Annotated in this window: 21 protein-coding genes; 13 read left to right on the top strand and 8 right to left on the bottom strand. The window is 36.5% G+C overall.

What is annotated here, in order from left to right; all coding sequences use genetic code 11:
* Nucleotides 1–31 precede the first annotated feature (31 nt).
* The 3 genes from H9632_RS00715 to H9632_RS00725 all read right to left on the bottom strand — a co-directional run bounded on the left by H9632_RS00715 (nucleotide 32) and on the right by H9632_RS00725 (nucleotide 1,670).
* Nucleotides 32–724, bottom strand: a complete 693-nt coding sequence (locus H9632_RS00715) for a chemotaxis protein (protein WP_191702217.1) — start codon at nucleotides 722–724, stop codon at nucleotides 32–34.
* A gap of 63 nt (nucleotides 725–787) precedes the next feature.
* The gene (locus H9632_RS00720) at nucleotides 788–1,399 is read right to left on the bottom strand and encodes a CPBP family intramembrane glutamic endopeptidase (protein ID WP_191702218.1); all 612 of its coding nucleotides are present in this window, start codon (nucleotides 1,397–1,399) and stop codon (nucleotides 788–790) included.
* Nucleotides 1,400–1,484: 85 nt separating this feature from the next.
* Nucleotides 1,485–1,670, bottom strand: a complete 186-nt coding sequence (locus H9632_RS00725; protein ID WP_191698577.1) for a YkvS family protein — start codon at nucleotides 1,668–1,670, stop codon at nucleotides 1,485–1,487.
* 178 nt (nucleotides 1,671–1,848) lie between these two features.
* Between H9632_RS00725 and H9632_RS00730 the strand changes: the two genes are divergently transcribed.
* From H9632_RS00730 to H9632_RS00785, 12 genes are all read left to right on the top strand, one after another.
* Nucleotides 1,849–2,037, top strand: coding sequence for a hypothetical protein (locus H9632_RS00730; protein ID WP_191702219.1), 189 nt, complete (start codon nucleotides 1,849–1,851; stop codon nucleotides 2,035–2,037).
* 92 nt (nucleotides 2,038–2,129) lie between these two features.
* Nucleotides 2,130–2,333, top strand: a complete 204-nt coding sequence (locus tag H9632_RS00735; protein ID WP_191702220.1) for an aspartyl-phosphate phosphatase Spo0E family protein — start codon at nucleotides 2,130–2,132, stop codon at nucleotides 2,331–2,333.
* A 209-nt stretch (nucleotides 2,334–2,542) separates the two neighbouring features.
* Nucleotides 2,543–3,409 (top strand): NAD(P)-dependent oxidoreductase, encoded by an 867-nt coding sequence (locus tag H9632_RS00740; protein ID WP_191702221.1) that lies wholly within the window; start codon nucleotides 2,543–2,545, stop codon nucleotides 3,407–3,409.
* A 91-nt stretch (nucleotides 3,410–3,500) separates the two neighbouring features.
* A complete protein-coding gene (locus tag H9632_RS00745; RefSeq protein ID WP_191702222.1) occupies nucleotides 3,501–4,406 on the top strand; it encodes a chemotaxis protein in 906 nt (301 codons plus the stop codon).
* 198 nt (nucleotides 4,407–4,604) lie between these two features.
* The gene (locus H9632_RS00750) at nucleotides 4,605–6,146 is read left to right on the top strand and encodes a Ppx/GppA family phosphatase (protein WP_191702223.1); all 1,542 of its coding nucleotides are present in this window, start codon (nucleotides 4,605–4,607) and stop codon (nucleotides 6,144–6,146) included.
* Nucleotides 6,147–6,148: 2 nt separating this feature from the next.
* On the top strand, nucleotides 6,149–8,308 hold the full coding sequence (locus tag H9632_RS00755; protein WP_191702224.1) for an RNA degradosome polyphosphate kinase: 2,160 nt from the start codon (nucleotides 6,149–6,151) through the stop codon (nucleotides 8,306–8,308).
* Nucleotides 8,309–8,479: 171 nt separating this feature from the next.
* Nucleotides 8,480–9,247, top strand: coding sequence for a 2,4-dienoyl-CoA reductase (fadH, locus tag H9632_RS00760; protein ID WP_191702225.1), 768 nt, complete (start codon nucleotides 8,480–8,482; stop codon nucleotides 9,245–9,247).
* 67 nt (nucleotides 9,248–9,314) lie between these two features.
* Nucleotides 9,315–9,545 carry a short-chain dehydrogenase gene (locus H9632_RS00765; RefSeq protein ID WP_191702226.1) on the top strand — a complete coding sequence of 77 codons (231 nt, stop codon included), beginning with the start codon at nucleotides 9,315–9,317 and terminating at the stop codon, nucleotides 9,543–9,545.
* Between the two features lie 213 nt (nucleotides 9,546–9,758).
* Nucleotides 9,759–10,202: a cyclic-di-AMP-binding protein CbpB gene (gene cbpB / locus H9632_RS00770; RefSeq protein WP_191702227.1), complete on the top strand. Its 444-nt coding sequence runs from the start codon at nucleotides 9,759–9,761 to the stop codon at nucleotides 10,200–10,202.
* A gap of 70 nt (nucleotides 10,203–10,272) precedes the next feature.
* On the top strand, nucleotides 10,273–11,178 hold the full coding sequence (locus tag H9632_RS00775; protein WP_191702228.1) for a LysR family transcriptional regulator: 906 nt from the start codon (nucleotides 10,273–10,275) through the stop codon (nucleotides 11,176–11,178).
* A gap of 74 nt (nucleotides 11,179–11,252) precedes the next feature.
* Complete coding sequence (gene dapD, locus H9632_RS00780) at nucleotides 11,253–11,966, top strand: 2,3,4,5-tetrahydropyridine-2,6-dicarboxylate N-acetyltransferase (RefSeq protein ID WP_191702229.1); 714 nt, start codon at nucleotides 11,253–11,255, stop codon at nucleotides 11,964–11,966.
* A gap of 14 nt (nucleotides 11,967–11,980) precedes the next feature.
* Entirely contained in the window at nucleotides 11,981–13,099 is a 1,119-nt protein-coding gene (locus H9632_RS00785) for an N-acetyldiaminopimelate deacetylase (RefSeq protein WP_191702230.1), read from the top strand.
* A 51-nt stretch (nucleotides 13,100–13,150) separates the two neighbouring features.
* Here H9632_RS00785 and H9632_RS00790 read toward each other — a convergent pair whose 3' ends face one another.
* Nucleotides 13,151–14,341 (bottom strand): MFS transporter, encoded by a 1,191-nt coding sequence (locus H9632_RS00790; RefSeq protein WP_191702231.1) that lies wholly within the window; start codon nucleotides 14,339–14,341, stop codon nucleotides 13,151–13,153.
* Between the two features lie 177 nt (nucleotides 14,342–14,518).
* Here H9632_RS00790 and H9632_RS00795 point away from each other — a divergent pair, with 177 nt between their 5' ends.
* Complete coding sequence (locus H9632_RS00795) at nucleotides 14,519–14,980, top strand: 8-oxo-dGTP diphosphatase (protein ID WP_191702232.1); 462 nt, start codon at nucleotides 14,519–14,521, stop codon at nucleotides 14,978–14,980.
* Between the two features lie 55 nt (nucleotides 14,981–15,035).
* Here the strand turns inward: H9632_RS00795 and H9632_RS00800 are convergent, their stop codons facing one another.
* From H9632_RS00800 to H9632_RS00815, 4 genes are read right to left on the bottom strand one after another with little or no spacing between them, the layout of a single operon-like run.
* A complete protein-coding gene (locus H9632_RS00800) occupies nucleotides 15,036–16,109 on the bottom strand; it encodes an ABC transporter substrate-binding protein (RefSeq protein WP_191702233.1) in 1,074 nt (357 codons plus the stop codon).
* Entirely contained in the window at nucleotides 16,106–16,906 is an 801-nt protein-coding gene (locus H9632_RS00805) for an ABC transporter permease (protein WP_191702234.1), read from the bottom strand. The genes H9632_RS00800 and H9632_RS00805 overlap by 4 nt, the downstream gene beginning before the upstream one ends.
* Entirely contained in the window at nucleotides 16,906–17,712 is an 807-nt protein-coding gene (locus H9632_RS00810) for an ABC transporter permease (protein ID WP_191702624.1), read from the bottom strand. The genes H9632_RS00805 and H9632_RS00810 overlap by 1 nt, the downstream gene beginning before the upstream one ends.
* Nucleotides 17,702–18,802: an ABC transporter ATP-binding protein gene (locus H9632_RS00815; protein ID WP_191702235.1), complete on the bottom strand. Its 1,101-nt coding sequence runs from the start codon at nucleotides 18,800–18,802 to the stop codon at nucleotides 17,702–17,704. The genes H9632_RS00810 and H9632_RS00815 overlap by 11 nt, the downstream gene beginning before the upstream one ends.
* Between the last annotated feature and the right edge of the window lie 12 nt (nucleotides 18,803–18,814).

Consider the following 18,814-nt stretch of genomic DNA (forward strand, 5'->3'; position numbering starts at 1 on the left):
GAATTCCGCTTATATTACTTTACCGGCAATATTATTGAATTGTTAAACCCATTTGTAAAAAGGCATCTGTTAAGTCTGCTTGAGGTGTATCGTAAATAGTTAATGTAGCAATTAAATTAGTACGTTCAAGAACTACTTTTACGACTTTTTCTCCGTCTACTACGCCTTCATATCCCGTAATATTTAAAATCTCTGGACGTTCTGTTAAAATTGTTGAGAAATCAAGATCCTTTACATTATCTGGTGCAATTGCAGAAATCGCTTCTTTTGCTGTTGCTTTCATTTGCTCGAAAGTAGCCTCTTCTTTATTGACAACTTCAATTTGCATTGAAAGGCCATCATCCTTACTAAAAATAAGTTGATCTACACCAGGTTCCTCTGCTACTAGGGTATAATTTTCAAAATGCTGAATTGAATAATTCATTTCCTCACTTTTTGCTTCAACTACTTCCTCAGTAAAAGGTTGACTATTGGAAGAATAAGTTAATGTTGTAATCTCTTCTTTATTTACTTCCTGTTCATCCTGTGTTTCTTCAATTGGTTCTGTTGATTCGGTTTTTTCTTCTTGTTGTTCCTCTTGCTGTACCTCATTTTGAGCATTTTCGTTTTCTAACTGCTCTTCGCTTGCGGATGTCGTAATAGGCTCATCTGTGTCTGTATTACAAGCTGCTAATACAGTAGATAGAATAAGTGCTGCACTGATTGCTGTTAATGATTTTTTCATATTGCTCCCCCTCTTTAAATGTATAGACGGAATTTTGAAAGATAAGTTTCTGCTTTAATTGTATCAGAATAAAGGTAAAACTAAAAATAATAGCAAAACAAACACGATATGGGAAACGATAATTAGTGGTAAACTTTTCTTCCATTCGTATAGAGTGCCCCATAAAATACCTGCGACAATAGCTGCTAATGCACCTGGGAGAAAGCCGCTAACCGCTAGTGAAAGCGAAAACAAAATAGAGGTAACAATAACCGCCCAAAAAGGTGATGTGAACTGTTTTAATTGTTGTTGTACATAGCCACGCCAAAATATTTCTTCCCCAACAGCAACTATAAATATTAACATTAGGTAATGAAAAATATTTTGTGGACCGTACACATCCAAAAATTTTGTGATTTCATTTACAGCATTTTTATCGATATAAGGCAGGAGCATATAGCCGAGTTTTACGAGACCATATGTAATCGTTCCATAACCTATACCAAAAATTAAATATTGCCAGGTTGGGATACGATCTTCAAATTTCCCCGCCACTAAACTTATAGCGATTCCTACTAGCAATGTAAACGCATATAAATACCAAAATACAGATTTTTCTTGAAATGTAAAATACATCATACTAAAAATAAAAACTAATGATACAAGGAGAATAATAATTTGTTTCTTGTTTTTCAATGATTTCAGCCTCCTTTAACGTATGTTAACAAAAAATACCCCTTTTATCATCATCTCAATGTTAAAAAGGGTATTTTGCATTAAATTATTCGTTATTAGCTAATATTTTATACCGTTTGTGATTAACAACTGTCTTTTCTTCCATTTCTAAATCATGAAAATTATCCGTAATTGTAATATCTACAATGACCGAATTCTCATTCACCTTTTCAACGACACCTTTAATGCCGTCTTTAAACTCGATTATATTTCCAACTTCAGCAATTTTCATACACAGTCAGCCCCTTCATCGACTATTAATTAACAGTTTGTTTGAAATTATACTATAAAGTTCTGTTAGTTTGAATAATTTTGTCATTTTAATATTATTTATTTATTTTTTCTTTTAGATTAGGAGCTTAATATATGGGATAATAAAAGGAAAAATTAGAAGAAGGAAGTGTGTTTAAATGGCTGACTATCAAGCGATACTAGACCAATTAAGAAACGGAGAAGTCAAGTCTGTATTAATTAAGAAGAGTGAATTTTTACAATTTCGTGAACATTTGGTGAAAGATCAGCAATTTAAACATTTCCGCGGAGTAGCCAAGCAAGGCGGAGACGTTGAATACACATTTTTAAAAAATCCAAGAACATAATTATTGTCGAATTTTGCATAATGATTTTTTTGTAAGATCCTTACAAAGAGAGTATAATAATGGTAATCCACTATGATGAGGAGGGTGTAGGATTGGGTAGAGCAATGCAGGATAGGGCGCTACTAATCGAAATTGAATTGAAACGCAAACAAATGATTCAATCAGGCTTAGAAAATGGATTACAAAGTGATATTACCCTTCAATTAAGCAAACAAGTTGATCGCTTAATAAATACTTTTGATCAATCACAAAATGCAAAAACAATGATACATTCGGCAAATGAAAATAATTTATAATTTTATGTTTAAATTTCTAATAAGGGGGAATAATATCTTTGAACACAGCAACATTCTCATTTCCCCCTTTAGAGTAGAAGCGGACAAACGCTACTGCTCTCTTTTTTTATGTATAATACATAAAACTATTCTCAATATTTAGAAATTACTGACATTGAAGTTTATCCTAGGTTTGTTAAAATAAAAGAAAATACTAAAGGGGAATAATTATGGAATCAAAAAAGATTGGCTTCATAGGCACAGGGGTAATGGGAGCAAGCATAGTAAAGCATTTACTCAATGCAGGTCACGAAGTTACGATATACACAAGAACAAAAGCCAAAGCGGATGGTCTAATTGAATTAGGAGCGAAGTGGGCGTCATCACCCGCAGAGGCTAGTAAAGAAAAACAAATTATATTTACGATGGTTGGATATCCAAAAGATGTAGAAGAAGTATATTTTGGTATCGATGGCATTTTCTCTGTTGTAAAAGAAGATTCGATTCTCGTAGATATGACTACTTCCGAACCAACATTTGCGAAGAAAATTTATAATGAGGCAAAAAATAAAGGTATACATAGTTTAGATGCGCCTGTGTCAGGTGGCGATATTGGAGCAAAGAATGGAACACTATCCCTTATGGTAGGTGGCGACTTAGATATATTCGAAAAAATGAAACCTATTTTCGAAGTGTTTGGTCAAAATATAATTTATCAGGGGGAAGCTGGCAATGGTCAACATACAAAAATGTGTAATCAGATAGCAATTGCTTCAGGAATGATAGGCGTATGTGAATCGATGGCTTATGGGCTAAAGGCGGGTCTTTCAATGGATGAAGTTCTTCGCTCGATTACAGCTGGGGCAGCAGGCTCGTGGTCCTTATCGAACCTTGCTCCGCGCATACTTAAGGGTGATTTGGATCCTGGTTTTTATATTAAACATATAATTAAAGATATGAAGATTGCTCTTGATGAAGCAGAACGTATGAATCTCCAACTACCTGGTTTGGCATTAGCCAAATCGATGTATGACCAATTGCTTGAACAAGGGTATGGCGATAACGGTACTCAGGCATTAGTTAAATACTATAAGTAAGTAATTTGACATAATATTTATAGTAGATACAAATGCTGCGTGGTACAATAGAGTTATTGTAAACCTGGGAGTTTGGAAGGAGAGTCATGTATTGGAAAATCAAAAAGGAATTTTACTGGAAAGTGGAACAAATGAACTTGAAATTGTTGAATTTGAAGTAGCAAATAATAAATTTGGTATTAATGTAATTAAAGTGAAGGAAATTATTCAACCAATTCCAGTCACATTTATTCCACATGCACATCCACATGTAGAGGGAATTATACAATTACGTGGAGAAGTGTTGCCGGTGGTTGATATGCTTAAAGTGTTGGGGATTCCGACAGAAAACCGAAATTCACAGCAAAAGTATATCGTGGCAGAATTTAATAAGCAGCGTGTAGTATTTCATGTAGATAATGTTACGCAAATACACCGTATATCCTGGGATCAGATAGAAAAGCCTTCTGATATGTATCAGGGAGGGACATCACAAGTAATTGGTGTTATAAAGCATAACAGTGAAATGATATTACTTTTAGACTTTGAAAAAATAATGGTTGATATTAATCCTGAATCGAGTATCAGTGTAGAAGCAGTGAAAAAGCTTGGTAAGCGTGAGCGAACTGAAAAGAAAGTCATAATTGCAGAAGATTCACCATTGCTCCGTAAATTATTGTACGATACGATGATCGAAGCAGGCTATGTCAATACAGAGTTTTTTGAAAATGGCCGTGATGCTTACGATTATTTGGAAGCATTAGTCAAAGCGGATAAAGAAATTGAAAAGTATGTCCAATTGGTTGTTACAGATATTGAAATGCCCCAAATGGATGGACATCATTTAACGAAGAAAATTAAATCCCATCCGGATTTACAAAAGCTCCCTGTAATTATTTTCTCTAGCCTAATTACCGACGATTTACGTCATAAAGGGGAAAAAGTAGGAGCAGAAGATCAGATTTCCAAGCCTGAAATTACAGAGTTAATTTTACGTATGGACAAGCTGATTCTGTAAATGTTCATTCAATGAATTGATACTTCCTTATAAAATGTATAGAATAATGAAAAAGCCGGGTACTTGTAAAAGTAATTCCGGCTATTTTTGTATAATGAAATGTAAAATTTCTTTAATGATAGAGTAGCTCTTATACAAATTTGGAAATTTACACCTACTTATGAATTGGAAACATGAAGAAAGAGGCGATATGCACCTATGAAAAAAATAAAAACAGCAATTATTGATATAGGTTCAAATACAATTCGACTTGTACTCTATTCTTATAGTAAAAATGAAGGATTAAAGGAATTTGGAAATATTAAAACAGTAGCACGCCTTCGCACATACCTTATGCCTAATGGAGAAATGTCCGAAGAAGGGATTCAATTATTGGCAGAGACGCTTAAGTCATTCCGATTAATATTGGCAGATTATGAAGTGACCGATATAAAGGCCGCTGCAACTGCTGCGGTTCGCCAAGCGATAAACAATGAAGCAATCATTAGCCGTATGAAAGTAGAGACAGGCATTAATGTGGAGATATTATCAGAAGAAGAGGAAGCATATTACGGTTTTGTTGCAGTAGCACAATCGATGGATACACCCTCTGCCGTGACAATAGATATTGGTGGGGGATCTACCGAAATTACATTGTTTACAAATAAAAAACTTCAAAAAACAATCAGTTTTCCATTTGGAACCGTTACATTAAAACAGAAATTTGTAGGCAATACCCTTATAAGTGAAAAGGAACGAGAGAAGCTTCGTACTTTTCTGCTGGAACAATTTTCTTCTTTAAAATGGATTGTGGATGCTAAATTACCAGTTATCGCAATTGGTGGCAGTGCCCGTAATATCGCGCAAGTTCACCAACAGCAAATAGGCTATCCATTATCAGGTGTCCATCATTATGAAATGAAGCATAATGAGCTAAAAAAGCTAGGCGGCTTTTTAATAGCATTAACGTACGAAGAATTAATGCAGCTCGATGGACTTTCCTCAGATCGTGCAGATACGATTGTACCCGCTCTCGAAGTATTTATTGCGCTCATGTCAGTTGTAGATACAGAAATTTTTCAGATTAGTAAGAAAGGTTTGCGAGAAGGTCTAATTATTAGCCGCGTATTGCAAGGAAATCCAAAAGCATATGATAAATATAATGTTTTTGAAGAGAGCGGTCGGCAGCTTGCTTTAGCTTATGGGCGTTCTGAAGAAGAAGCTGCCACATTAGAAAAACTGACAGAGCAATTTTATGTAGAATGCTGTAATGGTAAATTATTTGAATACAATGAAGTTGACTTACAGCTCTTAAAAAAATCCGCTAAAGTTTATGCAATAGGAGAATATATTGAACTGGATTCCTCAAGTCAGCATACATTTTATTTAATTTCAAACCAATCTATAGCTGGTTTATCCCATTTAGATAGAGTAAAGCTTGCCCTGCTCGCATCTTATAAAAACCGGGATTACTTTGCAAGGTTTGCCAAACCATATGAGACATGGATTTCAAAGGAAGAATTGAAGAAGCTCCGTGATTTTGGTGCCATCCTGAAATTCGCTTATGCTCTCAATATGACGAAGCGTAATGTTGTAAAGAAACTAACGATAAAAAAAGTAAATGATTATCTTCAAATAGAAGTAATTACAACAGAACGCGCTATTGCCGAATTGGCACAAGCAGAAAAACAAAAAAAGCATATAGAACGTGTTTTCAAAAGTGAAGTGAAACTTTTATTCAAAGAAGAAGGGTGGAATTAGTTATGACTAAGAATATTGAAACAGATTCCTTTTTCGAAGAGAATAATGAGGAACTGAATTCTAGAATTCATATTCTTGAGGAGATTGCCAAGCCCCAATATTATAATAACCGTGAATTGAGTTGGTTGGCATTTAATGAGCGTGTTCTGGAAGAAGCGGAGGATAAGAACAATCCGCTATTAGAGAGATTGAAATTTTTGGCAATATTCAGTTCGAACCTGGATGAGTTTTTTATGGTTCGTGTCGCGGGGTTGCAAGATCAAATTCGTGCAGGATTCCACAAACCTGAAAATAAATCGGGATTGACACCAAAAGAGCAACTTGCAAAAATTGCTGAGCGTACACAAGCATTAGTTCGTCGTCAAACTGAAGTATATCGCTATTTAGTATATGAATTATTGCCGAAAGAAAATGTGCATATTCGCGATTTGAAATTATTGAATCCCGAGCAGAAAAACTTCGTAAATGAATTATTTGAAGAGACTATTTTCCCTGTATTAACACCAGTTGCTGTCGATGCTTATCGCCCATTTCCAACTTTGTTAGGACGTACGCTTAACTTACTTGTCCGGTTGGAAAACAACATTCCGGACCCAGAAAATATGGATAGAGTGGCAATAGTACAGGTTCCGTCTGTATTGGACCGTTTTATTAAAGTACCATCAACAGGGAATGAAACGGTATTCGTATTATTGGAGGATGTAATTTCAAACAATATAAACCGTTTGTTTTTCGGTTATAAAGTAAAATCGACCCAAGCCTTTCGTTTAACAAGAAATGCTGATTTAACGATTCACGAGGAGGGCGCACAGGATCTTTTAGTAGAAATCGAAAAAGAGCTGAAAAAGCGTAAATGGGGCGTTGGTTCACGTTTGGAAGTCCGTGACGGTGAGATGAATGATGATGTTTTAGAGTATTTATTGGATGAATTTGAAATCGAGGAATCCGATGTATTTAAAATTGATGGACCGCTTGATTTAACAGCTATGTTTGCTTTTGTAAAGGTGATATCAGCGGGAAGAGAGCATTTAGAATATGAAAGCTTTATTCCTCAGCCACCCCAAGATCTACAATCAGATGAAAATATTTATGAAAAAGCATTAACGCAGGATTTATTTTTCCATCATCCTTTTGAATCGTTTGTACCTATTGTCGACTTTATTTCTGAAGCAGCTGAAGATCCGAGTGTATTAGCAATTAAGCAAACCTTATATCGAGTAAGTGGAAATTCGCCCATTATACAAGCATTAAAACAAGCTGCAGAAAATGGCAAGCAGGTGACTGTGCTGGTGGAACTTAAGGCACGTTTTGATGAAGAAAATAATGTACATTGGGCAAAGCAGCTAGAACAGGCAGGCTGTCTTGTAATATATGGAATGAATAATTTGAAAACACATTCAAAAATTACACTAGTCGTGCGTCGAAGACAAGGAAAAATTGAGCGTTTCGTTCATTTAGGTACGGGCAATTATAATGATGCAACAGCGAAAATCTATACAGATATGGGTATTATTACTTCAAATAAAGAATTTGGTATTGATGCGACTAACTTCTTTAACTATTTGAGTGGCTATACGAGTAAGCCTAAATTTAATCATATTGTCGTTGCTCCTTTTGATATCCGCGATGAGTTCCTAAATTTAATCGAAAGGGAAATTGCGTTACATAAACAGCATGGCAATGGCTTTATCCGAGCAAAAATGAACTCATTAACGGATAAGGATTTAATGATGAAACTTTATGAAGCTTCTATTGCAGGGGTAAAAATCGAGCTTATTATTCGAGGGATTTGCTGCATTCGCCCAGGAATTCCCGGAATTTCGGAAAATATAACTGTGTTAAGTATTGTAGGGCGATTCCTTGAGCATTCAAGAATTTTCTGGTTCCATCACAATGGAGAAAATAATATATATTTATCATCTGCTGATATGATGACAAGGAATATGATTAAACGTGTAGAAATTCTATTCCCGATATATTCCGAGGAAATTAAAGAACGTATCCAACGAATTATGCTGACACAAATCGAGGACAACCAAAAGGCAAGAATTCAAGACTCGAATGGTAATTACCGTTATAGGGAAGATCATAATAGTGAGCTTCGCATTAATAGTCAAGAAATCTTTTTAATTGAATCGCTTGGTACGATTGTAGAGGAATAAACAAAGTAAAACTACTATGGGTGAAAAGACCATAGTAGTTTTTAAATTTAAAATATAGAAAATTCCTGCTTAAAACAGAAAAATTTATATTTTAGTATGTATTTGCAGTCTATTGTAGTAAAATATAAATATGAATGGTTGTTCATTTTATATTCAAAGGGGATGTATGGAATGCTACAAAATAAGACGATTATTATTACAGGTGGCTCTAGCGGGATGGGGCTTGGGATGGCGAAGCAGTTCGTGAAAGAGGGAGCAAACATTGTTATTACCGGCCGCGATACAGAACGCCTTGAAAATGCAAAGAAAGAAATTTTAGCGATTGGTTCAACTATTGAGGTATTTCAAATGGATGTTCGTGAACCAGAGCATGCTCAGGCAATGGTCGCTTTTACTGTAGAAAAATTTGGTCAAGTAGACGGCTTGGTAAATAATGCAGCGGGGAATTTTATAGTCCATGCTGAAAAATTATCGCCAAATGGTTGGAAAGCGGTTATTGATATTGTTTTAAATGGTACATTTTATTGTTCTTCAGCAGTAGGGCGTTATTGGATTGAAAACGGTATTAAAGGTTCCATTCTTAATATGGTAGCAACATATGCATGGGGCGCAGGAGCAGGAGTTGTCCATTCTGCGGCTGCTAAAGCGGGTGTATTATCACTGACGCGCTCACTAGCTGTTGAATGGGGAGGGCAATATGGTATTCGGGTGAATGCTATTGCTCCAGGTCCAATTGAACGTACAGGTGGCGCGGATAAATTATGGGAATCAGAGGAACAGGCAAAGCGTACAATTAATTCTGTACCTTTAAAACGACTTGGTACCCCAGAAGAAATCGCGGATTTAGCAACATTTATGCTATCTGATAAAGCAAGATATTTAAATGGTGAGTGCATTACATTGGACGGTGGTCAATGGCTGAATCAACACCCGTTCTAAAAAGTATAGTCTGCCATTAATTGCTACATACTATTGCTAATCGTAGAAGGAGGCGATCGCGATAGGTATGTGGCTATATCCAACGATTTTCGTTGTGATTCTTCTTAGTTTTATTGGCTACTATTTGACGGTTCGTGTTGGTCATAATATAGAGGATAGTGGGCAAGAGCGAGATTCTGAAGTGCCTGAAGAAATTCAGGAGCACCCTTTTTTGCTTAATCCGATTATTTTATCCTATGTTGTTTTTGGAGCATTTACCGGGGTTATTATTTTCTATTACTGGGCAAGAGGATACTGACTTTTATGCATAATGAGACGTTTTTACTCGTCTAATTATGCTTTTTCTTTTTTTGAATAGGCACCTTTCTTAGTAATAAAGTTGATTGGTATGGTATTATAAGTATGAGAGAAGTTGTTTTGTCATAGGGCAGAACATACGAATGACGGTAGTGGTTTTAGGTTATTGACTATTGGGCTACTTGTTATTAGCGGGAAAAAGGAGTAGAATGTCATGATTTCAACGAACAACAGAGCTTTACTAGATATGCCTATTAAAGACTTTATTATTTCATCTGAGAAGGTAGCACATGTACAAAGTGGCAATAGCGCAGAGCATGCATTATTAGTATTAACGAAAACCGGATATTCTTCCATTCCAGTATTGGACGTAAAGTATCGCTTAAAGGGGTTATTAAGTACAAAAATGATTACAGAGTCGATTTTAGGGCTAGAGCGAATTGAATATGATAAATTGGCTGATATTCGTGTCGATGAAGTAATGAATCAAGAAGTCGTGTATTTAAAAGTTTCTGATACGTTCCAGCGTGCCCTTGATTTAGTCATTAACCATGCCTTTTTATGTGTTGTCGATGACGAAGGTACATTTGTCGGTATAATGACTCGTAGAATTATTTTAAAACAATTAAAAAAATATATTTATCAACATAACGCTTAAATAGGAGATCGGCAAAGTCCAAATGGATTTTGTCGATTTTTTAATCGATTAGATAGAAGGGAGAATGGCAATGACAGCAACGGAAGCCGAAATTATTAAAGTATTGGCAGAAGAAAAAAACATGCGAAAAGCGGCAGAGCGTCTATTTTTAACACAGCCTGCTTTATCGCAAAGATTACAATCAATTGAAAAGGAATGGGGGGCCCAACTTTTTATACGTTCCCAAAAGGGGCTGACACCGACACCTGCGGGAGAGCTCGTTATTCAATATTCGAGCGAAATGATTATAAAGCGGGAAGACATTTTTGAAACAATCCAAGCATTGAATTCAAAGGTTCATGGTACATTAAAAATTGCGTGTGCCTCGATTGTAGGGCAAAATTGGTTACCAAAAGTGTTAAAGGATTATGTAACAAAATATCCTGATACAAAAATCTCTCTCATGACTGGCTGGAGCTCGGAAATCGTAAAAGCACTCTATGATGGAGAAGCGCATATCGGTATTGTCCGCGGTCAATCGGAATGGAAGGGAAAAAAGATACACTTATTTCGAGATACAATGTATTTAGTAGATAAAGAAATTAAAGATATGGAAGATATTATTACATCGGATAGACCTTTTATTCAGTTTAAAAGTGATTCAAACTATTATCAGGAAATTCAGCAATGGTGGCAGCGTCATTTCAACTATAATCCAAAGCATCAAATTATCGTGGATCAAATTGAAACATGTAAGCAAATGGCATTGAACGGAATTGGCTATGCAATTTTACCTTCTATTACGTTAAACGGTGAGGAAAATGTTCATAAAATTTCCTTAACAAATAATGAAAAAGATGATGGTTTAGGTTTAACACGTGATACTTGGCTGATAGGCTATGAATCAACATTTGAACTGCGTCAAGTGCAGGCATTTGTTGATGTGGTGCAAGATCATGCGCGCTGTCTTTATGATTATTCAAAAGAAACCAATTAAAAAAGTTTTAATTTGGCTGAAAATTTAGTACAATTAGTCGTGTTAAAAAAACTAACATGCAGTGGGGTGTCTATATGGAAAAATTAAATGCACAACAAATTATTGATTTTATTTCTCAATCTAAAAAGGTTACACCAGTAAAGGTTTATGTAAAGGGTAACGGTGTTGCAGATTTATCATATGGTGAACAAAGTAAAGTTTTTGGTGAAGGGAACCATGCTGTTGTATTCGGTGAATGGTCAGATATTGAGGCTTCGTTAAAAGAACATGCTCAACACATTGAAGATTATGTTGTAGAAAATGATCGCCGTCATTCAGGTGTTCCACTTTTAGATTTAAAACATGTAAACGCACGTATTGAACCAGGTGCAATTATCCGTGATCAAGTAACGATTGGCGATAATGCAGTCATTATGATGGGTGCAATTATTAATATTGGTGCTGAAATCGGAGCAAAAACGATGATTGATATGGGCGTTGTATTAGGTGGTCGCGCAACAGTCGGAGAAAATTGCCATATTGGTGCCGGATCGGTACTAGCAGGTGTCGTGGAGCCACCTAGTGCTTTACCAGTTGTAGTAGAAGATGATGTAGTAATCGGTGCTAATGCGGTTGTATTGGAAGGTGTGCGTATCGGTAAAGGAGCGGTTGTAGCAGCTGGTGCGATCGTTATTAAAGATGTAGAACCATACACAGTCGTGGCAGGCGTTCCTGCTCGTGAAATTAAAAAATTAGATGAAAAAACGAAGTCAAAAACAGAAATTATAGATTCATTAAGACAGTTATAAGAAGGTAGGGTGTTATGAGCCATCTCATTGATATAAGACGGGACCTACATAAAATTCCGGAAATAGGATTTAAGGAATTCAAAACACAAAGCTATTTATTGCAGTTCATTTCAAGCTTAAATCAACAATATCTGCAAATCACAACGTGGAAAACGGGTATCGTCGTTTATATAAAAGGAACGAATCCAACAAAACTAATCGGTTGGCGAACAGATATTGATGGGCTTCCAGTACAGGAGGAAACGGGATTACCGTTTTCTTCGGAGTTTGGAGGGTATATGCATGCCTGTGGACATGATTGTCATATGGCGATTGCGCTTGGTTTAGTTGAAGCTTTTTCAAAACAGCCTCCAATACAGAATGTCGTAATCTATTTTCAGCCGGCAGAGGAAGGACCAGGGGGAGCAGAACCGATGCTTGAGTGGTTAAGAGCCGAACACCCACTGCTTGTTGCCGATGAAATCTATGCACTGCATATTGCTCCTGAGTATCCTGTAGGGACCATTGCGACTAAGCCAGAACTATTATTTGCGAATACGTCTGAGCTATTCATCGATTTAAAAGGTATTGGCGGGCATGCAGCCTACCCACATAAGACACGAGATATGACAATTGCAGCGGCGAATTTACTTTTGCAGCTCCAAACAGTTATTAGCCGGAATGTTGACCCGATGGATAGTGCAGTTATTACGGTAGGAAAAATGACAGCCGGCACAGTACAAAATGTAATTGCTGAAAATGCGCGGTTGGAAGGTACTATTCGAACATTGAATGCAGACGCAATGGCAGAGGTGAAACGACGTATTGAGGCAATTTGTGCAGGTATTGAAGCAGCATTTGAATGCGCTGTTTCAATTGATTATGGCTCGATGTATTATGAAGTAAATAATGATACCGATTGTGCGAATGCACTGCTTCAGTTTGCCGAACAATTCGACGGCGCTATAGCATATGAATGTCCTGCAGCGATGACAGGTGAGGATTTTGGTTATTTTATAAAGGATATACCAGGTGCGATGTTTTGGACTGGGGCAAATTCATCATATGGCCTTCATCATGCGAAAATGGTGCCGGATGAATCGTTAATCCCACTCAATTGTAGATTTGTAGAACAATTTTTGCGACAACGTTAAGAGTTTAATAAAGTAAAAGGGATGCCAGGAATTTTCCTGGTCATCCCTTTTTCAATCTGTGGAGGCTTTCAGCAAATGTGGAGCTTTTTTTGCTGTCCACATATAGGCAAGCATGAAGCAACCAATTAAAACGACTGCTCCCAAAATATAAGGAGAATTACGGTTCCAATCGAAAAGAACGCCTGCAAGTGCAGGTCCGAACATATTGCCTAGACTCATATACGCGTTATTCATACCAGCTGCAAACCCTTGTTCATTACCGGCAAGTTTTGAAATGAGCGTATTAACTGCCGGACGAATAAAGGTTGTAGCGATCGAGAATAAGGTAGCAACAACTAAAATTATGAAGAAACCACTAATATAAATAAACAACAGCATAGTCACTGCAGCCAGGAGCAAGTTTACTAAAATAACTTTTACTTCCCCGAAACGCTTAAATAATTTGTTGACAACATACATTTGCAATACAACACCTGCAAAGCCGCCAACAGTTAATATTATCGCTATTTCACCAGGTGTGTAGCCAAACTTATTATCTAAATATAGCGTTAAAGTCGCTTGGAAATTTGATATTCCAAAACTAAATGTAAAGACGACTATTAAAAAGACGAAATAGGAGGTTTTTACTGATTTAACTAATTGCTTTGATAAGTTTTCTCTTGGAGCTAAAACTGCCTGGCTATTTTTAATGTTTGGTAAATATAAAGCTGATAAAGTGGCTGCAATAAATGCAACAACTCCGGCTAAGAAAAATGGAAACGTTAAATTTACATTTGATAAAAACCCGCCGATACCTGGCCCAATCATAAAGCCTAAAGACATAGCTGCTCCAATCATGCCCATTCCTTTACCGCGTTCTTCGTGGGTTGTTATATCGGCTACAAAGGCCATAATAGGAGGCATAATAAACGCCGCGCCGGCACCACTTAAAAAACGTGATAAAAACAATACCCATACTTCAGTGGCAAGTCCAAATAAAATTTGAGCGCAGCCATAGACGATTAAACCTGCTATAATGAACATTTTTCGACCATGCCGATCCGATAAATCCCCTGCAATCGGTGAAAGTAGAAACTGGGCAAGTGCAAACCCTGCAATTAAAAATCCAAGGACTTGTCCCCCAACACCGAATAATTGCAAATAAGCCGGCATAACAGGGACAATAATACCAATCCCACCCATTGTAATAAACATATTAAACATTAATAAATAAAGAGCCAATTTATTCGATTGTTGTGTCATATAAAGCCAGCCTTCCTATTTAAATATTTCGGTTACGGAAATATATATTTCCAATAGCATACCATATTGTACAAACTTTCACGATAAAATACATCAATCCTTTGAAGGATATTATATATTGAAAATTTACCTGAATATTGCCAAAATAAATATAGAATAATTGAAAAGAGGTAGCTTATGAATTATAAATTTTGGACAGTTGTGATGGTACAAAAAGAGGATAAAGTACTGTTGCTCAATCGTCAGCATGATCATTTTAAAGGCTACATACCTCCAGGTGGCAAAGTGGATTTTCCGGAAGGTTTTGCGCAAGGGGCCATTCGTGAAGTAAAAGAGGAGACAGGGTTGGATGTACATTCTTTAACATTTAAAGGGATTTCCCATTATACAAATGAAGTAAAAAAAGATCATTTTATTATTTATAATTACTGGACTGATGATTTTACAGGGGAGCTGATCAAAACATGTGAAGAAGGGATATTGGAGTGGGTAAAAATTAGTGAAGCAAAAAACTATCCGATGCAGGAAGATATACAGGTCCGTTTCGATTACTTTTTCGAGCCAGGGACATTTGAAATTCATATGATTTGGGATGAAGAAAATGATTGTCTTGATCGACGAATTATACATAAGTTATAAAAATGGGGCAGCCAAAAGTCAGGATTAAATTGACTTTTAGGCTGCCCTAAATTTTTTAAAAACTCATTTTAAATTCCAAGAAGTATTCGTTATATTTCCCTAGCCATTCAAGCCCTAGATTTTCGTATACTTCCAACTTTTCTCGTTGCTCATGTGAAGGGTAGAAGCGTTCATCATCTACTACTTCTTCATCCAATAGCTCCCAAGCTGCTTCATTTGGTGATGAATATCCAACATAGTCAGTATTTTGAGCAGCATTTTCTGCATCTAACATAAAGTTAATGAATTTATGTGCACCTTCAATATTCTTTGAAGTTTTAGGAATAACCATATTATCAAACCATAAGTTGGAACCTTCCTGTGGAACAGCAAATTCCAATTCTTCATTTTCCCACATCATATCTGCAGCTTGCCCCGAGAATGTAAGTGCTACTGAGGCTTCGTTATTAATCATAAGCGGTGTAATTTCATCGCCAATAATTGCCTTAATGTTTGGAGAAAGCTTGATTAAATTATCTGTAGCTTCACGCAGCAACTTGTCATCTTTCACGTTTAGGGAATGGCCGATTGAGTTAAGCCCCATACCGATTACTTCCCGCGAGCCATCCACTAAAAATATTTTTCTTTCCAATGAAGGGTCCCATAGATCATCCCAAGATTCGAACGTTAAATGGTCCTCGATGAGATTAGGGTTATATACAATTCCAACCGTGCCCCAGAAATATGGTATGGAGTATTCATTGCCGGGATCAAACGGTAAATCTAAAAAGTCTTCGTTAATATTTTGCAAATTCGGTACTAAACTATGATCGATTGGAATCAGTAAGTCATCATCCTTCATCGATTCAATTGTATACTCGGAAGGAACAGCAATATCATATGCCGAGCCCCCTTGCTGTACTTTTGTTAACATGGCTTCATTTGAATCAAATGTTTCGTACGTTACTTTAATACCTGTTTCTTCTTCGAATTTATCGATTAACTCTGGATCGATATATTCGCCCCAGTTATACACTGTTAATGTATCCTTGCTTCCAGCAGACCCGGCAGACTGCATACGGTCCACTGCAACAAACAGAAGGGCACAAACAATGACTATGGCAACTGTTGCTTGAATTAAATCTCTCATCGATGTCCCCCCGTTGCTACTGATTTTGAACGTTTGTTAATGAAATAATACCCAATAACGATTAAGACCGTCACAGCAAATACCAATCCTGAAATAGCATTGATCGTCAAGGAAATTCCGGCACGGGCCATTGAGTAGATTTCTACCGACAATGTACTAAACCCATTACCTGTAACAAAGAAAGTAACTGCAAAATCATCTAGCGAATACGTTAAGGCCATAAAAAACCCTGCGAAAATACCAGGTGAAATGTAAGGTAGAATAACACGCATCAATACATCGCGTTTTGTCGCTCCTAGATCTCTTGCAGCATCAATTAATGATGTATTCATTTCAAGTAATTTTGGTAAAACCATGAGCACCACAATCGGTACACTAAATGCGACATGCGATACTAAAACAGAAGCAAACCCTAATTTTACACCAATCATTGTAAATAAAATGAGGAAACTTGCCCCGATCACAACATCCGGTGAAACGATAAGAACATTATTTAATGAAAGTAATGTATTACGCATTTTCTTATCTTTTATTGAAACAATACCAATAGCTCCCAGTGTTCCGATGATTGTTGCAATTAAGCCTGATAAAAGGGCAACGAGTACAGTGTTAAGTAAAATAATGATTAACCTTGAATCTTCGAATACTGCTGCGTAATGCTCCAGTGTGAACGATTCGAAATTATTCATACTGCCACCGCTATTGAATGAGTAAAAAATTAAATAAAATATCGGAGCATAAAGGACCGCGAATACGAAAATTAAATACATTTTCGACATAGCTGATAATTTTTTCATTAAACGCGTCCTCCTTTTGATTTTTGTCTAGTAAATAACATTGTAAGAACCATAAATAGAATTAAGAATACGGCAATTGTTGAACCCATTCCCCAGTTTTGAGATACAAGGAATTGCTGCTCGATGGCAGTACCTAAAGTAATGACTTGATTTCCGGCGATTAAACGTGTAATCATGAACAAAGATAAAGCCGGAATAAAGGTAACCTGAATACCTGATTTTACGCCATCAATTGTTAATGGGAAAATAACTCGGCGGAAGGTTGTCCAGCTAGATGCACCTAAATCACGTGCGGCATAGATTAACGATGGATTCATTTTGTCCAATGAATTGAAAATCGGAATTATCATAAATGGAATGAAAATATATACCGATACGAAAACAAAACTAAAGTCTGTAAATAAAATTTGCTTTGGGTTAAAACCAAACACTTCAATCATTGCATTAATAGGGCCATATAAACCAAAAATACCGATGAATGCATAAGTTTTTAAGAGCAGGTTAATCCAAGATGGAATGATAATGAGCATAAGCCATAATTGCTTATGTTTCGTTTTTGTTAATAAGTAAGCAGTAGGGTAGGCAAATAACAACGTAAATAGCGTAATCAGAAATGCATACCAGAAGCTGCTCAATGTCATTTTTAAATAAACAGGTGTAAAAAATTTTGCGTAGTTGGTTAAAGTGAAGTTGCCATTCAAATCAAGAACAGAATAATAAACGATTAACGCAATTGGTGCAATAACGAATAATAAAATCCAAAAAATATAGGGAATTAACGGGCCTTTTGCTGTCTTATTCATAATCTTCGTCCCCATATGCTTCCAAACGTTTGTCGAAGTCCGCTTCTGTCTCATTTAATCGCATAACGTGAATAGCTTCAGGATCAAAGTCCAATCCAATTTCTGCTCCAACATCCGCTTTTTTCAATGAGTGGACTAACCATTCATTTCCGTCCTGATCATACGTTGATAATTCGTAATGAACACCTCGGAATAATTGAGTATCAACGGTAACAATTAACTTGCCGTTTTCCGGTGTTGTGATTTCCAAATCCTCCGGACGAATGACAACGTCAATTTTTTCGTTTGGCTTCATCCCACCGTCTACACACTCAAACTCTTTTCCAGCGAATCGAACTTTATAGTCTTCAATCATTAATCCATCTACAATGTTGGACTCTCCGATAAAGTCTGCTACAAAACGGTTAATTGGCTCATCATAAATATCTACTGGAGTTCCCGATTGTTTAATTTCCCCATTAGAAAGAACAAAAATTTCATCACTCATTGCCAAAGCTTCTTCCTGGTCATGTGTAACAAAAATGAATGTTTTACCCAATCGCTGCTGTAATTCACGTAACTCATACTGCATTTCTGTACGTAATTTTAAATCGAGTGCTGATAATGGCTCATCTAATAAAATAACTTCCGGATCATTAACGATAGCACGTGCGATAGCGACACGTTGACGTTGACCACCGGACATCTCTGAAATTTCACGGTTGCCATAGCCTGCTAAATTGACGAATTTTAATGCCTCTTGCACTCGGTCATTTATTTCTGTTTCTTTCACTTTTTTAATACGTAAGCCAAATGCCACATTTTCAAACACATTTAAGTGAGGGAATAGCGCATAATCCTGGAATACAGTATTTACTTGGCGTTCATTTGCCGGTACATCATTCATACGTTTCCCATTAAAAAATACATCACCTGTTGAAGCATCAGTAAAACCAGCAATAATACGTAAAATAGTTGTTTTACCACATCCGGATGGACCGAGTAATGTGTAGAACTTACCACGCTCTAGTTCGAAGTTAATATTTTTTAAGACAACTGTACCGTCATCATATGATTTTGTAACATTTTCAAAGCGAATAATCGTGTTATTCATTTAAGTAGCCTC

Source organism: Solibacillus merdavium (assembly GCF_014836935.1).
Lineage (GTDB): Bacteria > Bacillota > Bacilli > Bacillales_A > Planococcaceae > Solibacillus > Solibacillus ferritrahens.

What these genes read in the sequence shown, in the direction of transcription:
- H9632_RS00715 (WP_191702217.1), bottom strand. Translation starts at nt 724, where the DNA reads ATGAAAAAATCATTAACAGCAATCAGTGCAGCACTTATTCTATCTACT.
- H9632_RS00725 (WP_191698577.1), bottom strand. Translation starts at nt 1,670, where the DNA reads ATGAAAATTGCTGAAGTTGGAAATATAATCGAGTTTAAAGACGGCATT.
- H9632_RS00730 (WP_191702219.1), top strand. Translation starts at nt 1,849, where the DNA reads ATGGCTGACTATCAAGCGATACTAGACCAATTAAGAAACGGAGAAGTC.
- H9632_RS00740 (WP_191702221.1), top strand. Translation starts at nt 2,543, where the DNA reads ATGGAATCAAAAAAGATTGGCTTCATAGGCACAGGGGTAATGGGAGCA.
- H9632_RS00750 (WP_191702223.1), top strand. Translation starts at nt 4,605, where the DNA reads ATGAAAAAAATAAAAACAGCAATTATTGATATAGGTTCAAATACAATT.
- H9632_RS00755 (WP_191702224.1), top strand. Translation starts at nt 6,149, where the DNA reads ATGACTAAGAATATTGAAACAGATTCCTTTTTCGAAGAGAATAATGAG.
- fadH (WP_191702225.1), top strand. Translation starts at nt 8,480, where the DNA reads ATGCTACAAAATAAGACGATTATTATTACAGGTGGCTCTAGCGGGATG.
- H9632_RS00765 (WP_191702226.1), top strand. Translation starts at nt 9,315, where the DNA reads ATGTGGCTATATCCAACGATTTTCGTTGTGATTCTTCTTAGTTTTATT.
- cbpB (WP_191702227.1), top strand. Translation starts at nt 9,759, where the DNA reads ATGATTTCAACGAACAACAGAGCTTTACTAGATATGCCTATTAAAGAC.
- H9632_RS00775 (WP_191702228.1), top strand. Translation starts at nt 10,273, where the DNA reads ATGACAGCAACGGAAGCCGAAATTATTAAAGTATTGGCAGAAGAAAAA.
- dapD (WP_191702229.1), top strand. Translation starts at nt 11,253, where the DNA reads ATGGAAAAATTAAATGCACAACAAATTATTGATTTTATTTCTCAATCT.
- H9632_RS00785 (WP_191702230.1), top strand. Translation starts at nt 11,981, where the DNA reads ATGAGCCATCTCATTGATATAAGACGGGACCTACATAAAATTCCGGAA.
- H9632_RS00790 (WP_191702231.1), bottom strand. Translation starts at nt 14,341, where the DNA reads ATGACACAACAATCGAATAAATTGGCTCTTTATTTATTAATGTTTAAT.
- H9632_RS00795 (WP_191702232.1), top strand. Translation starts at nt 14,519, where the DNA reads ATGAATTATAAATTTTGGACAGTTGTGATGGTACAAAAAGAGGATAAA.
- H9632_RS00800 (WP_191702233.1), bottom strand. Translation starts at nt 16,109, where the DNA reads ATGAGAGATTTAATTCAAGCAACAGTTGCCATAGTCATTGTTTGTGCC.
- H9632_RS00805 (WP_191702234.1), bottom strand. Translation starts at nt 16,906, where the DNA reads ATGAAAAAATTATCAGCTATGTCGAAAATGTATTTAATTTTCGTATTC.
- H9632_RS00815 (WP_191702235.1), bottom strand. Translation starts at nt 18,802, where the DNA reads ATGAATAACACGATTATTCGCTTTGAAAATGTTACAAAATCATATGAT.